This is a genomic window from Chryseobacterium sp. HR92 (assembly GCF_045689405.1).
Lineage (GTDB): Bacteria > Bacteroidota > Bacteroidia > Flavobacteriales > Weeksellaceae > Chryseobacterium > Chryseobacterium viscerum_A.
The window spans coordinates 369,882-386,130 of the sequence record NZ_CP139139.1; the positions used below are offsets into that span (position 1 = coordinate 369,882).

9 protein-coding genes are annotated in these 16,249 nt (G+C 36.5%); 4 read left to right on the forward strand and 5 right to left on the reverse strand.

The window, feature by feature from the left end; all coding sequences use genetic code 11:
• Nucleotides 1-266 precede the first annotated feature (266 nt).
• Nucleotides 267-3,179: a M16 family metallopeptidase gene (locus tag SFA27_RS01715; protein ID WP_407295759.1), complete on the forward strand. Its 2,913-nt coding sequence runs from the start codon at nt 267-269 to the stop codon at nt 3,177-3,179.
• A gap of 429 nt (nt 3,180-3,608) precedes the next feature.
• On the opposite strand, the gene SFA27_RS01720 is transcribed toward SFA27_RS01715, so the two are convergent.
• Genes SFA27_RS01720 through SFA27_RS01740 form a run of 5 tightly spaced genes read right to left on the reverse strand, consistent with a single transcriptional unit; the run spans nt 3,609 to nt 10,242 of the window.
• Nucleotides 3,609-4,052 carry an ABC transporter permease gene (locus SFA27_RS01720; RefSeq protein WP_264519217.1) on the reverse strand — a complete coding sequence of 148 codons (444 nt, stop codon included), beginning with the start codon at nt 4,050-4,052 and terminating at the stop codon, nt 3,609-3,611.
• Nucleotides 4,053-4,059: 7 nt separating this feature from the next.
• Nucleotides 4,060-4,491, reverse strand: coding sequence for a hypothetical protein (locus SFA27_RS01725; protein WP_264519216.1), 432 nt, complete (start codon nt 4,489-4,491; stop codon nt 4,060-4,062).
• A complete protein-coding gene (locus SFA27_RS01730; protein ID WP_047377405.1) occupies nt 4,491-5,630 on the reverse strand; it encodes a beta-ketoacyl-ACP synthase III in 1,140 nt (379 codons plus the stop codon). The genes SFA27_RS01725 and SFA27_RS01730 overlap by 1 nt, the downstream gene beginning before the upstream one ends.
• 1 nt (nt 5,631) lies before the next feature.
• Nucleotides 5,632-6,546, reverse strand: coding sequence for a hypothetical protein (locus SFA27_RS01735; protein ID WP_047377406.1), 915 nt, complete (start codon nt 6,544-6,546; stop codon nt 5,632-5,634).
• 42 nt (nt 6,547-6,588) lie between these two features.
• The gene (locus tag SFA27_RS01740) at nt 6,589-10,242 is read right to left on the reverse strand and encodes an MMPL family transporter (protein WP_407295764.1); all 3,654 of its coding nucleotides are present in this window, start codon (nt 10,240-10,242) and stop codon (nt 6,589-6,591) included.
• 192 nt (nt 10,243-10,434) lie between these two features.
• Between SFA27_RS01740 and SFA27_RS01745 the strand changes: the two genes are divergently transcribed.
• The 3 genes from SFA27_RS01745 to SFA27_RS01755 all read left to right on the forward strand — a co-directional run bounded on the left by SFA27_RS01745 (nt 10,435) and on the right by SFA27_RS01755 (nt 16,206).
• Nucleotides 10,435-11,442, forward strand: coding sequence for a hypothetical protein (locus SFA27_RS01745; protein ID WP_407295766.1), 1,008 nt, complete (start codon nt 10,435-10,437; stop codon nt 11,440-11,442).
• A 1-nt stretch (nt 11,443) separates the two neighbouring features.
• Nucleotides 11,444-12,583, forward strand: a complete 1,140-nt coding sequence (locus SFA27_RS01750) for an EpsG family protein (protein ID WP_264519213.1) — start codon at nt 11,444-11,446, stop codon at nt 12,581-12,583.
• A 209-nt stretch (nt 12,584-12,792) separates the two neighbouring features.
• Entirely contained in the window at nt 12,793-16,206 is a 3,414-nt protein-coding gene (locus tag SFA27_RS01755) for a T9SS type A sorting domain-containing protein (protein ID WP_407295769.1), read from the forward strand.
• Nucleotides 16,207-16,249 lie beyond the last annotated feature (43 nt).

Below are 16,249 nucleotides of genomic sequence, written 5' to 3' on the forward strand. Positions count from 1 at the left end.
TATATGTAAATCATATTAAATCTGGAGGAGTTATTGTAATGAAATAGGGGCTGTATCATCAATAAATCTCCGAAATCATAACAACAAGATTTTTATTTTTCCCCATTTGGGCAGAAGTCTTTAACTAATCAAATGTAAAATAATCTTAAAATAATCCCATAAGATTTATTATTCCCACTTGTAACGGTTCTCTTGTAACAAGTGTCTGTATAAATAAGACTAATGTTTAGAAATTTGGATTGAAAAATAATTATTAAATAACAACTATGAAAAAGTTTTTTATTTCTGTTTCGCTTTTCTGTATGATCAGCGCAATGGCACAGAAATTTGAGACCCAAAAGCTCACAGATGCTCAAGGGTACACTTATGAAACTGTAAAGAACGACCAGGCTGGTGTACGTGTATATACCCTGAAAAACGGATTAAAGGTTTATCTGGCAAAAAATGATGATGCCCCAAGAATTCAAACTTATATTCCGGTAAGAACTGGATCAAATAACGATCCAAGTGATAACACAGGATTGGCTCACTACCTTGAGCACATGGTTTTCAAAGGAACTTCACATCTGGGAACTCAGGACTGGGAAAAAGAAAAAGTTTTACTAAAGCAGATCTCTGATCTTTATGAACAGCATAAAGCAGAAAAAGATCCTGAAAAAAAGAAAGAACTTTATAAAAAAATTGACGAAGTTTCTCAGGAAGCCTCCAGATATGCCATTGCTAATGAATATGATAAAGCCATTTCTTCTCTGGGAGCTACAGGAACGAATGCCCATACATCCTTGGATGAAACGGTTTATAAAAACAATATCCCTTCCAACGAATTAGAAAAATGGTTAAGAGTAGAGAAAGAGCGTTTTTCAGAACTGGTATTACGTCTTTTCCATACAGAACTTGAAGCGGTATATGAGGAGTACAATAGAGCACAGGATAATGACAGCCGCCTTGTATTCTATTCATTAATGCAGGCTCTTTTTCCAAAACACCCGAACGGACAACAGACAACAATAGGTACTTCAGAACATTTGAAGAGCCCTTCTATGGAAGCAATCCACAGGTATTTTGATACGTACTATGTGCCTAACAACATGGCTGTAGTATTGGTTGGAGATCTGGATTATGATAAAACTATAAAATTAGTTGATCAGTATTTTGGTGCATTCAAGTACAAAGAACTTCCAATGAAAAAGATGGTTACTGAAGAGCCAATGACCAGCATTGTTACAAGAACTGTAAAAAGCCCTACAACACCAAGAATGACGATTGCATGGAGAACAGATTCTTACGGAACGCAGGAAGCAAGACTGGCAGATGTAGTATCTGAAATTTTAAGCAACAGAGGAGATGCGGGATTAATTGACCTTAATATCAACCAAAAGCAAAAAACGCTTGGAGCAGGAGCTTATGAATCTCCTTACAAAATGTATGGTACATTTGGATTAGTAGTAACTCCTAAAGAAGGGCAAAGCTTTGATGAAGCTAAAAAACTTCTGATGGATCAGCTGGATCTTGTGAAAAAAGGACAGTTTCCGGACTGGATGCTGAAAGCTATCGTAAATGATAAAAAAGTTCAGCGTATGAAAAGCTGGGAAACTGCTGACGGATTAGCTACTGAGCTTTATGATTCCTATATCAACGTAAGGACATGGGAACAGGAGCTGGATGAGATCAACCAGTATGACAAGATCACGAAAGCCGATGTTGTGAAGTTTGCCAACGATTTCTATAAGGACAATTATGTTGTTATTTATAAAGAAAAAGGAGTGAATGATAAGCTTGTTCGTGTACAGAATCCGGGAATTACGCCTATTAAACTGAACAGAGAAGCTCAGTCTCCTTTCCTTAAAGATATTCTGAATACAAAAGTACCGGAAATTAAGCCTGAATTTATTGATTTTAAAACAGCTATTCAGACTTCAAAAATCAAAGATAAGACGGTAAGCTTTGTGAAGAACAAATATAATGAGATTGCTCAGATAAGTTATGTTTTCCCTTTCGGAACAGATAATGATAAAGAACTTTCTATTGCAGGAACGCTTTTTGAATATCTTGGTACGGATAAATATACTCCGGAACAGCTGAAAGAAGAATTCTTTAAACTTGGAATCAGTTATAGTCTTAGAACTTCAAACGACCAGATGATCATTACATTAAGTGGTCTTGAAAGTAATATGAAGAAAGGGGTAGAGCTGATGAACCACTGGATGACGAATGTAAAAGCTGATAAAGCTATTTATGCTCAGACAGTAAAAACAATCCTGGAATCAAGAGCTGCAGGTAAGAAAGATAAAGTGAGAATTATGGCTGCTCTTTCCAACTATGCTAAATATGGTAAAAACTCAAGAATGACAGATATCGTTTCCAAAGAACGTCTTGAGAGCATTGACGCTGTAGAATTGATGAAGAAAGTGACAACGCTGAACCAATATCCTTATCAGGTGTTTCTTTACGGACAGGATCAGGCTGGTTTGGAAAAAGCAGTGAAGCCTTTTATTACCAATACAAGCCTTCAGCCAGCACAGGCAAAAGAATATACTGAACCGACTACGGAAGGAAAAGTATACTTCACGAATTATGACATGGTACAGATGGAAATGTCTAAAGTGGCAAAAGCTAATACTGTAAATCTTGGGAATTTTGGGAAAGCCAATGTTTTCAACGAGTATTTCGGAAGAGGGCTATCTTCTATCGTTTTCCAGGAAATCAGAGAAAGTAAGTCATTGGCTTATACTGCTTATGTTTCTTATGGTAATGCTTCAGAAAAAGGGAAAGCAAACTATGTAACGAACTACATCGGAACACAGTCAAATAAGCTTCCTTTAGCCGTAAATGCAATGAACGAGCTGATGGTATCTTTACCACAAATTCCGGCTCAGTTTGAAAATGCAAGAGGTTCTGCATTAAAACAGATTGCATCCAACAGAATCAACAGAACGAATATCTTCTTCAATCAGTTAGCGTTGAAAAAACTAGGGGTTGATTATGATTTGAGAAAAGATGTCTATGCTGAAATCCAGGGACTGACATTGCCGCAGCTTACAGGATTCTACAATACTGAGGTGAAACCTGTAAAATATAATACAGCCATCATCGGGAAGAAAGAAAACCTGAATATGGAATCTATCAACAAAATGGGAGAATTCAACGAAGTATCTCTTGAAGAGATCTTCGGGTATTAATCCTTTTGTTAAAAATAATGATAAAAGCGGGACAGAAATGTTCCGCTTTTTTTGATGCTGAAAACTGTTTCTCCCTGATCATCAGAGTTTCACGGATTTATAAAATGTTTCACGTGAAATAATTCATTTAATGATGATGTTTTGAAGTCTGTAATGTGTTGTTTATCAGTTGTTTATCAGGGTGTGATAAATGTGGGAATAAACAAAAAATGAACGTTTTTCCGTAAAAGTATTGTAATCAATTCAATAGGAGTGGGCTTTAGCCTACTTGCAAAAACAAAAAATCAAATGGCTTTAGTCAAAACCTATTTTAAACACAAATGGCACTAATGAATTACACAAATGTTCACAAACAATAAGGATTAGGTAATTTAAAATAAAAAAGCTGTACGTTTTGTACAGCTTTTTTATTTTATGTTGAATTGATCTTTACGACTTTATTTCCTGAATAAACAGGTTGATTTCCGCTCTGATCAATAATTCATCATTATTAAATGTTTCACAGAAGATGTGGCAGATGTTCTCAAACTGTGAAATAAGTGATGCTTTAGAAATGATTTTGTCATTTACTTTTGGAAGGGCAAAAATTTCAATTTTCTTGATATTGGTAATAAACCCGATTACTTTTGTATCTGCTTCAGGATTTTCAAAGAAGCTTTGTCCAAGGATAGAAGAGCAGGTTTGTGCCAGATTTTCAATTAATCCGGCTTCAGCAAACTCATTGTTGTGAACAAATATGTTATCTTCTTTTATTTCAAAGGAAGTCACTACTTTTTCTTTGGTCAGCTCAAGAATGTAGTCTGCCATAAGCATCGGTTCACGATGCGGTAAAAAGTTGTGTATATTGATGATATTCTCTTCCTTTATTTCCATTTCCAGTTTATTTTACAGCGGTTTTCATTTGAGATTTTGCAATCACCTCACCGTTCAGTTTTGTAACAATATCCACAAGGGTTACTCCCATTACTTCATTGAGGATTGTTACTTCAGATTTCAGATGATCTCCTACTTTAGGCAGTATTTCAGCTTCAAAAGATTTGATGGCTCCGATATATCCGGTAGGCGCATCTTTTCCCAGCAGATAGTATTTATATCCTGTATGCAGGGCAACGCTCTGTGCCTGGTGCTCAATAAGCCCTGAAGCCTGAAATAATCCGTCCTGGATGAAAAGATTATCTTCTTTGATCTCAAAACCGGATAAAAGATGGCTTTCAGAATATTCTGACAACTCATGTACCATCACAAAAGGAAACCGTTGTGGAATAAGACTTTCTACAAAATCTTTATCAGATGTGGGCAGTTTGTTTTCCATTAGCAAACGGTTAATAAAGCACAAGAGTAAGCGAATCTTCCACTTTCAGGAACACAAAGAAGTACTTTTTCTCCTTTTTTTAAGGTCCCGGAATTCATAAGTTCTTCCAGGGCAATAAATATAGATCCTGCTCCGATGTTTCCAACCTCAGAAAGGTTATAGAACCATTTTTCTGCAGGGAAATCCATTCCTTTTTTTGCAAACTCTTCCTTCAGTCCGTCTTTAAAGTATCCTGAAGAAATGTGAGCTAATACGTGATCAATTTTTTCCGGATCTAAATTATGTTTATCAAAAGAAGATCTTAAACTTTCTGCTCCTTTTACAAGGATATATTTATCAAGGATTTTAGTATCCTGTTTGATGGCAAAAATAGATTGCTTCAACCAGTCATCAGATGGGTAATCTGCCCATGATTTTAGGCTTCCGTCTTCCAGCTTATCACATCCGGCATACATACATGCTTCAATTTCGTGTGCGTAAGAATAGAAATCAATGAATTCTACTTTTAAAGAAATACCGGTTTCTCTCGGTTTGTTTTGCAAAAGGAAAGCTCCTGCACCGTCAGAAAGCATCCATCTCAGGAATTCTCTTTTGAAAGCAATAATAGGTCTTTCTTCCAGTAATTTTAAATTTTCAGCTTCATGGTTGAATTTATCAGCAGTCATCCATGCAGACATTCTTTCGGAACCAGCACATACTGCACTTTCCTGTACCCCGGCTTTTACAGAAAGGAATCCGTAATTAAGAGCATTCATTCCTGAGTTGCAAAGACCGGTTGAAGTATTAATTTCAATAGATTTTCCGATGTTCAGCTCACCATGTACCATAGAAGCGTGAGAAGGCTGTATCTGGTCTGGTGAAGTAGTTCCTACGGATAATAATTTCATGTCTTCCTTTTTGAAATTTTCGTCAAAAAGTCCTTCAATTGCTTTGGCTGTAAGCTGCGCATTAGAGTGTGTGGGGTTTCCTTCTTTGTCTAAAGCGTAGTATCTTGTCGTGATTTTATTATTTCTTAGGATAAGTGATTTTGCTTTGGATGGCGCATCATTGATAAGCCCAAGATAAGTCTCCATTTCATCATTCGCTACCGGCTCATTGGGTAAGTATTTTGATGCTTTTGTTATAAATACGTCGTACATTCTATTTTAAATTAATTCCTTGTAAATATCTTTTTTGTTTTTGTCTTTTAAACCAAAATATAGGGGTTGTAAGCAGGTGTAAAACCAAAACGACAGGTGAGATAATCCATATCGCTGCCATCAAATATACCTTAAAGAATTTTATCAGCAATGGACGTTTCTCTTTTTTCTTTATAATCAGATTAGACCATACTGTGAAAATTTTATTACCTACCTTTTCTACCCGTACTAAAAACGGGCGGATTTCAATGGCTCCGTTTTTTACAAGCTCCGGCTGCAAATTATTAAGGTCATTATTATTAAAATGTCTTTCAATAATCTCGCCATACTTTACTGAGCCTGTGATTTCTTCATTGGAAACCCCTGCAGCGGGAAGCATTCCTGATTTTTCTTTCTGGCCTGTTGTAAGCCATCGAAGAATGGTTAATACACTGGTATAATTGTCGTGTCTGTCTACCAATGCAATATTCCCCACAAGTTTTGCCTGTAAATCTCTTAAGTATACCTTTAATTTTTCCTGGGAGAGCATCCACATGTTTCTGGTTCCGGAGATAGTGACTACAGGTGTATCTTTAAGGATGCGTTCTGCGTAACCACTCTTTAAAAATGAAATAATAGGGATGGATGGTGTGAGATACCATACCTGATACCCGAAAAGGATAAGGTCATACTTTTTGCTCAGAATTTCTTCCGAAGGAGGCAGAATTTCTTTTGGAATCTGTAAATAAGACTCTGGAAAGGTGTTGAAAAAAACATCACCTGGCCAGGGAAAAGGAAAATCTTCCTTTAGCTGAATGTTGTAATACGTAATATCGTAAGCCTCCTTTTTAGCTTCAAAAGGTTGGGCTATATTTCTCACGATATCTTCGAGTTGTCCGGTTTGTGAATAATATATGACAAGTATATTTTTCTTCATTAGTTTTCTTTAGCGTTTACAAAAATATGTTTTTCATATTTATTATTTAGTTTTAAATACTTTTAATGACTCAGAACTAAATTTCAGCGTATAATTTTCATTTTCAAACGAAGCATTCTTTGTATTGACAAAAATGATGGTCTCAGGAAGAACCTGAATATCATTGAAGCTAAAATGATCATGTGAGATCAAAAGAACATCAATCTTTTTAGTCACTTCTGAAAGGTCTTTTATGTACTGCATCTTTCTTCTTTTTACCAGATAGCCATGTGCTGCTATTGCTCTTTTTTCATCATCTTTTATCAGAGAAAAAATTCTTCGGCTAGCCTGATATAAAGTCAATAAAGCATCTTTCTGTCCGAAATCATCGGCCATATGAAGGATGTTGGCTTCATTGGAAATATGCTTATTCAGTTCGAAATATACTGATTTTTTGGTGTTGAAGTCTTCTTTTACTTCTTTTACCACTTCACTGTCTTTATAAAGATAGCTCAGGAACAGTTTCTTTTTGAAATAATTTTCATCCTCGATCTCTTCTCTCAGTTTAGCAAACTCTTCTCTGAAATACGCATTGATCTTCTTTGTTCTTTCAGAATAGTTTTTCCCGAAACTCACATCGCCTTTGCTGATCCTGCTGCCTACTTTTACAGTAATGCTTCCATCATAAATAATAAAATCTCCCTTCGGTAATACCTCAGAATTGCCATGAATGTAAAGCGGAAGGACGTCCAGCCCGAATTGCTCTGCAAGATAGAACGCTCCTTTATGGAATCTTTTCACATCATTGGTATACGAGCGTTCTGCTTCAGGGAAAACAACTAGGGAATATCCCTGTGCAATTTTTTCTTTCAGTTTATCCATTCCATTCTCAATTCCCTGTGAAACCGGATAGAAGCCCAGTGCTTTTACCAGTTTTCCGAAAACAGGAGATTCATATACCCAGTCATTCACCAGATAGATGATTTTGTGGGTAGCCATGGCAATGGCCAGGGTATCTAAGAAAGAAGTGTGATTGGCAATAATAACAGCCGGTTTGCTGAAATCTTCAGCGGTATTTCTGATAACCCTTTTCTTTACAAAAGGTGTTAAATAAAGTACCGATGTTAAGAACTTAGCCAGAATCAGTTTGATGATGTCCAAGGTTTTTCCTTTGGCATTTTTAATAAACAAACTTCCGAAAGCTGAGAACACCAATCCTCCCAAGCCGTAATATAAAAACGAAAATACAGCCCGTAAAAACAGCCTGAAAGTAATGGGAGAAAGACCTTTTTTTGCACGATTGGTAATGAATAATCTGAACCAAAAGGGATATAAGGTAGAAGTAATAATAATAACAGAAAACATTCCGATAAGGGCCACTAATGCTAAAGAATGCAGGGCCGGATGCTTGGCGAAAATCAGAGACCCAATGGAAAGAATAGTAGTGAAAACCGCAAGAATAATGGATGTTCTATAGGTGGGTAGTTCATTTTTGCCTGTTGTGTGTTCTTTTTGCATAGCCTGTGTGAGAAAGATACTGAAATCATCTCCCACTCCAAATACCAATGTACATACTACAGTACTGAAAATATTTAACTCTAATCCTAAGAAATAAAGTATCCCCGCTGTTACAATTCCCGTTAAAACAATCGGGAACATGGTAAGGATTGTTAATTCAAGATTTCTGAAAAACACAATAATTGTCAGAACAATTGCTAAAAGAGAATAATTGATCAGCGTATTGAAGTCTCTCTTCAGCAAGCCGAGGAAGTTTTCGTTCATTTGCTGGCGGTCAATGGCAAGAGCATCATGTTTCTTTTCAATATCTTTGATGAAGGTATCTCTCTTATTTTCGTCTACTTTTACCACATTGGAAACCGTGTAAAAACCATTTTCGCTGCTCATGAATTCTGAGATCTGAAGAGCTTTTACCTTTTCATAGTCTCTCAGGCTTAATGCAGCATAGTCTTTATGCAAAACCTCATTGAAGTTGTCAAAAGCTGAACTGTTGAACCCAAATTTGTTTCCATTGCTGACCAGTTCGGAAATAGTTTTGTTTTTCTTAGAATCATTCCAGAAGCTGTTCCATTTCTCAATCTTTTTTTGCTGATCCTTTTCTGAAAGGACGACGCTTCCAATAGAATTGTAACTTAATATTTTACCTTCTTTTTTCTCTTTTTCAAGGAAGCTGCTCAGTTCAGAATTTCTGGTTAATGCCTGCTCTTCAGAATTTCCATAAGAGATGGTGTAAATAGATTTTGAAGTTATATCAGAAAGCTTCTGCAGTTTGGCTTCACTGATTTTCAAGTCTTTTGGAATATAATTAAGATCGCCAATATCTTCATTAAAACCTACATGTCTGAATCCGAACAGGCAGGCAAGAATGATGATAGAGCATCCTATAATCAGAGGTTTGTTTTTTTCATAAGGATAAGATCCTATTTTGTCAATGAAATTCGTGTTGAGGTGTTCTCCTTTTTCTTTGGGCTTATAGAGTTGGGGAACGATAATCAATGCTGAAACAGAGGAGAGAATAACGGTGATAGCGGCAAAAAGCCCCAGATCTTTCAACGCTTCAGAACGTACAAAAACCAGGCATAAGAAGGAAACGGCTGTTGTTGCACTGCTCAGTATAATAGGCTGGGTGATTTCTTTATAAAGCTCTTCAATATTATTGTTATGCTTATAATGGGTAAGAATATGCAGGGCATAATCTATTGTAATTCCAATCAGAATAGCTCCTACACTTAATGAAATTGCTGAAATTTTATCTTTAATAAAATAAAGGACGAGTAGAGCAAGCAGTACAGAAAATACTGTTGGTAAAAAGACGATGATGGGTGTAAAGAAATTCCTGAAATAATAGATCAGAAGAATCAGAAGAACTGTCATAGAAATGACTACCGTATTCTGAATATCTTTTTTGATCTGTTTGGCATTGGCTACAGCAATCACCGGAGAACCGAAATAGCTGATCTCTGTTTTTCCCTTAAACTGTTTATTAATGCCGTCTTTTATTAAGTTGAGCTGATCTACAAAAACCTCATTGGCTTTCGTGTCATTACTTTTATTCTTTGGATCAATAAAAAGTAACAGGTTTTTTCCGTCTTTGGTTACAATATAGCTGTCTTCAAGCTTGAAATCTTTGCTGATGTTTAAGGCATTTAATTTTTTAATTCCTAAAAAGGTAAGCCCCAAAGGATCTTTTTTGATAAACTCCTTGGTAACAAGACTAGTTGGAGAAACCAGTGAGATATAATTATTCTCTACCTGTTTGGCAATACTGTCTTTCTGAAGTTTGCGGTCAATTTCCTTATAATCATTTTCATTAAGGAATAAAGGTAAGTTTTGGCTGACGAAATCAAATGTTTCCGAAATCTCATTATCATTCACTTTGCCCTGAACGGAACCTATATACTTTTGTAAAGGCTCTATTTTCTGCAAAAAAGTGTCTGCCGTTTCAGAAAGCTGAAAACTGTCTTCGCCAGATTTATTCTCAATAATAACGATGATCTTATCCGAAAAATTAAGCTGCTTAAGAACCTTTGCCGTAAGATCAGATTTTTCATTTTTAGGAATGATCTGATTGATGTCTTCCTCAAAATTGATCTTTGATGCAAAAAACAGGCATAAAACAGCAATTCCTAAGGCTGTAAGTACAGATAGGATTTTATTTCTGGAAATCAGATAATATAAAAATATAAAAAAACGATGCATTGCATGTAAATCAAGTCTGCAAATTTAATTTTTTAAGCATTAGTTCAAAATAGTTAGAGATAAGTTTTGACTGAAAATCAATAAAATATTCTAGGAAGAATGAAAAAATATTCTACTTTTGCAAAAGTTCCCCTTTAAAAAAATGTATTTTAAATAACAATTATTATTAAAAAATAAGAATCTGTTTTAGATATGTTGAAAAGAAATGATGAAAAAATAAACGGATTTCTATTTGTAATAGTACTTCCGCTTCTGTTGTTTGCCATGTCTTATTATGGATTTGAATCTTCCTATACAAGACTGAAAACATCAGAAACAACGCCTGACTTTTTATTTTCCTCGGTATACGCCTACAGAGTGATTCCCAATTACCTGAGTGTGCAGATGACAGATTTAATGTATGATCTGATCAATGGTCCCTTTTCTTTCTTTAAAGATTTTTTGTCCAAAAACGGAACGCCGTTCTACCATGGGCTTTTCCTGATGAATAGTGTGTTTTTCATTGGATGCTCCCTGATCTTAAATGCTGTATTTAAACTGAAATCCACAGGACTTCTGCTAAACCTTAATGCGAGAAGAATTATCCACCTTTTATCTGTTTTTTTTATCGTAATAACTCAGTATGCACCAACAAACTGTGATACTATTGCCCTTTTCTGCTATCTGACAGGTGTGTTTTTAACACTGAAATTTCTGGATACCAGGAAAAATATCTTCTTTTTTATCCTCATTGGGCTTATCGCAATCTCTACATTGGTAAGAGAAACAGCCTGTCTGAATATTGCTTTCTTTGCCGCGGTATTTTTCAATATTGCTGAATTGAAAAAAGGAAATTATCAGATAATCTTGAAAATAATACCTCTGGTTATTGCCTTTCTTGTTCCTTATCTGGGACTAAGAGCTGTGCTTGTTCAGGATGAAACTACGTTTGTAGAAGGCTTTTATATCAACAGGAACTTTTCCAGTCCTTTCAATCTTGCAGGATTGATTTTTGCCATCATTGTGATTTACTTTATATACAGGCTTTGTACTGACGAAGAAAACAAAAACGTTTTTGGAAAATATTTTTTCTTTTCAATCCCTTACCTTATCATGATCACATTAGTAGGCCTTTTTTGGGAGGTGAGGCTTTTTCTGCCCTTAATTCTGACCGGAATTATCACGGCATATCATCAGTTTAAAAAAACATCAGAGATTTAGCATGAGTTTACTACATCCATATTATATTATTGCCATCGTCTATATGCTGTTCTTCAGTATTCAGGAAGTGTATGGAAAAAAGGTTGATAAAAAATGGTTCTGGTTCCTTGCTGTTTATTTTATTCTTATTGCCGGGCTTAGAAATGAGGTAGGTCCTGACTACGGAAGTTACAAAGGAATTTATATTTATTCTGATACCAAAAGCTATTACAGTATCTTTATGAAGATGCTCCACATGGAAGGATCTGAAAACCTGGATGTAGAGTGGCTGTATACATTGATTAATAAAATACTTCTCAATTTTTTTAACGCCCCTTTTTATATGCTGACGCTGGTCATTGCTATTTTCGCGATGATCTTTAAAGTAGAATATACAGAAGACAATACATTTTATCCGTTTACCTTCACCCTTTTTATGTTTATTCCCAACTTTTTTATCGGAGAAAGTGGGCAGATCAGACAAAATCTGGGAACCTTTATCGTTTACTTTGCGATACGATACATCAAAGAACGGAAATTCTGGCATTACTTATTTTTCATATTTATAGGATCAGGTATACACAGTGTCTGTTATTTATTCCTGCCAATGTACTGGCTGGCCCGTGTTCCCCTGAACAAAACGGTAATGCTGATTATGATTATAGGCTCGGTCTTTCTCTCTCCGTTTGAAATATACAGGAGTTTTGGAGGCTTCCTGGATGGAATGGCCTCGAATAGTACGCTTGTAGAAGGTTTCAACGGATATATGGATGAAACGGTACAGCGATTGAATGGTGGTATCGGGATTCCGGAGGTGATGATGGCGATTTTGACCTTCTTTCTTTTTGTTTTTGATACTAAGATGAAAGAGCTTTACCCTTATTATGAATATCATAGAAACTATGCTGTCATCGGTATTTGCCTGTACTTTATCTTTAGAAATAACCCTATTTTCTCCTCGAGACTTGCAGGAGCTTTCATTGGGTTCTCGTATATTATTATTCCAAATGCCATGTATGTTGTTTCTGCGAGAACCAAGAACATGATTTATGCGTTTATCATTTCACTTGTCGTCTTCAACTTTGTTGTTTTCTCACTCTTTAATAATATCAAGGCGGGACGATTCTCAATAGAACGTTACAAAAACCATATTCTTCCATAGTATTTTGGAGGTGAAAAATATGAAGGCAGCTTTTTAGCTGTCTTTTTTTATGCAAAAATGTTGTTTGGATTTGTATTGCTGATAAGGGTTTTGATTATATTATTAATAACATAATATAAATATCTTATTTTTATTTATAAAATAAATCTATTTTTGTTGATGAGGGCTTAAAAATTGTATTTCGGTAATGACACTCAAATCCATAAGATATGAAAAGGTTAGTTGGAAAATTAGCGGCAGCTATCTGCCTGATATCGTTGGGAATTTGTTCTAAAGGTAATGTCAGAGGACATCTTCCCTCAGTTGAGCATGATGTATTGATTACTCGTCATATAGACTCACTCACCAGGCCGGTGGGTGAATGGGCAAAACTGTTGCTCCCGGATTGGAAAAAAGCACCAAACAGTTACATCTTTGATCCCAGTCAGAATAGTGAAGGTTTGCTGGTCCCGGTAAAGAAAGCATATGCGATGTGGGAAGGAGGCGGTTATCTCAACGGAAATGGGATTCCGGTAGGAACAGTGACTGCAGACGTACTGTGGGAAGATGTTCATGGTCTGATAAAATCAGGGGTAAATTATGCTCTCGAAATAATAGGGACGGGGCAGGATGCTAAAATCAAAGTCCCCATCAACAAAACAAAAAAAGGTAATGCAGTGGTGGCTTTTAAGGTGAATGGAGAAATCTATTGGAGCTGGCATATCTGGGTTACAGATGACCCTACAAATGGGAGTGTTTATCGAAGTTTCAATAACGTTAAAAGGATGAAGTCTGATGGTACCACTGAAGTGATTCCGGATACAGACTGGAAATGGATGGACAGGAATTTGGGAGCACTTACAAGCTCTATCACCGCGTCAGACTGGAACAAAAGTATGGGGCTTCTTTACCAGTGGGGACGAAAAGATCCAATTCCGCCATTGGTTACCAGAGGAAATGATTTCTATGAAGCTTCAGGATCCATAGGAAGAGTCAGACATAGAGCCGCGAAAAATATGACCAATGCTGTAAGTATTGATGATCTTAGGAAATTCGTTTTACTCTCCGGTGCAGAAGTTACCAATAACTTAAGGCTTTCTGTAAAAAATCCCTTGAGTCTTATCTATGTCAATAAAGAGGATAATTCCGGTCAGGCTTATTACAACAATAATATCAATCTGCCTGTTAATTGGTTTGGAAAATCTACAACTTTACCTACTAACAGGCTTTCAGAGCTTAACCTTTGGTCTGATAATGCACAGGGGAAAATAGAAGCTGTTTATAATACCGATGACAAAGCAAAGCCTTATAGGGATAAATCTTCTTATGATCCTTGTCCCAACGGATGGCGTATACCTTCTATGCTGGTAGCGAATCTTGCCTCCGGATCCTATGTGGACGATATCAGAATAGACTTTTCTCCTTTCGGTGTAAAAACCAATATGGCGAAAAATGTTTTTGAAACCAATAATTATCATATTATAAAACCTACTAATGCAGGACTTCCCGTATTTATGGCAGGATTTAAAGTGTATCCTAATCTTGGTTTTGATCTTTCTGCAGTTGGAGGATACAATATGGGAGTCTTCCCGGGAAACGGGCAGCTTATCAGGGCAGCCCATTTGGGACAATATAGTGATCAGCATCATATTGCATTGTGGACAGCTACTATGGCACGGCAGTTCGATGCTTCTCCGGCAGTTACCGTTAGAGGACTTTCTATGATTCCGGATAAGACACAGCCTGATATCCCGGATGCTAATTATCCCAATATCAAAGGACGTTATTATTACTTTCCTATGTCAGTAATGTATACTTCAGACGCCAATGGATGCCGATGTATAAAAGATCCTTTATATCTTGTCAATGATTATGATTTTCCTACAGAATATCTGCCTGCAGCCACAGAATATAAAGAAGGGATAGATAATCCGAATACCTACCAGATGGTTAAAAGCGGAACAGCTGCTGTCATTGAAATTCCGGTAAATAAGGCATTTTCAGTACAAAGTCAATTGTTGAATAATGCAGAGATATTAAATCCTTCCAATTTTAATAATTTAAAAGGAAATGTTCTCTGGACTACGAATACCGGTCTTATCAGTAAAATTTCAATAGTAAATCCGTCACCTTCTTCATTACAGGGTATTGCTAATTCAAAGATAGCTGTAGAAATAGCTCCTGACCAGAGTGGAAATGCTGTAATAACCTTACATAACGGCAGTATATCAGCTCCGGTATATTGGAGTTGGCACATCTGGGTTACAGATTCTCCTATACAGTCTTATACCTATACTACAGAGCCTCCTGCGGCAGTGACAAATTATGTGAATTATGTAAACAAAGCGGATGTGATATTCCAGACAACTTTCATGGATCGTAATCTTGGGGCAACAGATGCTTTTCCTAATGTTGCAAATCCTCTTGCGCCCACTGCCGATGAGCTTCTGAAAATACGCGCTTCTACAGGATTGCACTATCAATGGGGAAGAAAAGATCCTATTCCTGCATTCCAAAATGCAGACAACAGAAGTTTCTACAATATTTCTTTAGGAACTGCTGCAGCCAATGGAACTGTTTCCTATACTGTGCTTACTTCGGCTGATTATAATAATCTTTCCGGTAGTTATATAGTTCCTTACAATACCTACGCTGCAGCAGCTAATGTGCAGAGCACAGATAAGCCGGTAGATCGGGTTTCCAAGATACTGTCTTATTCGGTTAAAAACCCTTTGGTATATATGATTCCAAGTACGTTTGCTCCTTATAATAGTGCAACACCCAACTATACCAACGGAACTGACTGGCTGGCAACAGAACCCAATCTGGCTCCTGACAGATGGGGAAGAGGGGGCAAGAAATCTCCTTTCGATCCTTGTCCGGAAGGATGGCGAATTCCAGATCTGATGAATGTCGCTTTGGTTTCAGGAAGTGATTTCGGGCAGACTCCCTGGTATAAAAAAGATAAAAATGTAGCTACATCATATAATATTGCCACTGATTACTTAGGAACCAGGGTGAGAAATTCTACCAATGCTACAGTAGGATATATCTTTAATAATTCTGTATATTCTTTAGGAAATTATCCTGATTCCGGGTCAAGAGGTTTCAGAAGCGTGATTGCGAATCAGACAGCACAGGGAACCTTCAATGTTCTCAATTTTCAATATCCGGCTGTGTGGACGGCAGCTTTGAATTCAAATTATTTGGGAAGACCGGTTAATGTGCTTTTTGATGCTGCTTCTACCAGCAACAGGATTATGGTTTTTCATGATAATAACGATCCGTATTTTGGTGCGGGATGCCGATGTGTAAAAATAGAATATGATACAAACGGTAATGAAGAAGGACCTGCTTCCGGAATAACAATAATTGCCAATAGTCCGACATTGAGTACTGCGAATGCAGAATTTAAAATGTCAGAGAACAAGATTACTTTATATCCAAGTCCGGTTTACAATATTTTGTATATCAGGGCTTCGGAGAATAAAGAATATCATTTCCAGATTTTTAATGCTTTGGGACAAATGGTGAAGTCCGGCCAGTTTATAATTAATCAGACAGATCTGTCATCTTTGAGTGCAGGAGTGTATTTGATAAGAATAAATAATTCGGAAGCGGTTGTGAAAATTATCAAACGATAAATTCTGAAAATGAGGATTTAAAAAGCAGAATGATGTGTCTTGT

Coding starts and splice junctions, on each gene's coding strand:
- SFA27_RS01715 (WP_407295759.1), top strand. CDS start 267: ATGAAAAAGTTTTTTATTTCTGTTTCGCTTTTCTGTATGATCAGCGCA.
- SFA27_RS01720 (WP_264519217.1), bottom strand. CDS start 4,052: ATGGAAATAAAGGAAGAGAATATCATCAATATACACAACTTTTTACCG.
- SFA27_RS01725 (WP_264519216.1), bottom strand. CDS start 4,491: ATGGAAAACAAACTGCCCACATCTGATAAAGATTTTGTAGAAAGTCTT.
- SFA27_RS01730 (WP_047377405.1), bottom strand. CDS start 5,630: ATGTACGACGTATTTATAACAAAAGCATCAAAATACTTACCCAATGAG.
- SFA27_RS01735 (WP_047377406.1), bottom strand. CDS start 6,546: ATGAAGAAAAATATACTTGTCATATATTATTCACAAACCGGACAACTC.
- SFA27_RS01740 (WP_407295764.1), bottom strand. CDS start 10,242: ATGCATCGTTTTTTTATATTTTTATATTATCTGATTTCCAGAAATAAA.
- SFA27_RS01745 (WP_407295766.1), top strand. CDS start 10,435: ATGTTGAAAAGAAATGATGAAAAAATAAACGGATTTCTATTTGTAATA.
- SFA27_RS01750 (WP_264519213.1), top strand. CDS start 11,444: ATGAGTTTACTACATCCATATTATATTATTGCCATCGTCTATATGCTG.
- SFA27_RS01755 (WP_407295769.1), top strand. CDS start 12,793: ATGAAAAGGTTAGTTGGAAAATTAGCGGCAGCTATCTGCCTGATATCG.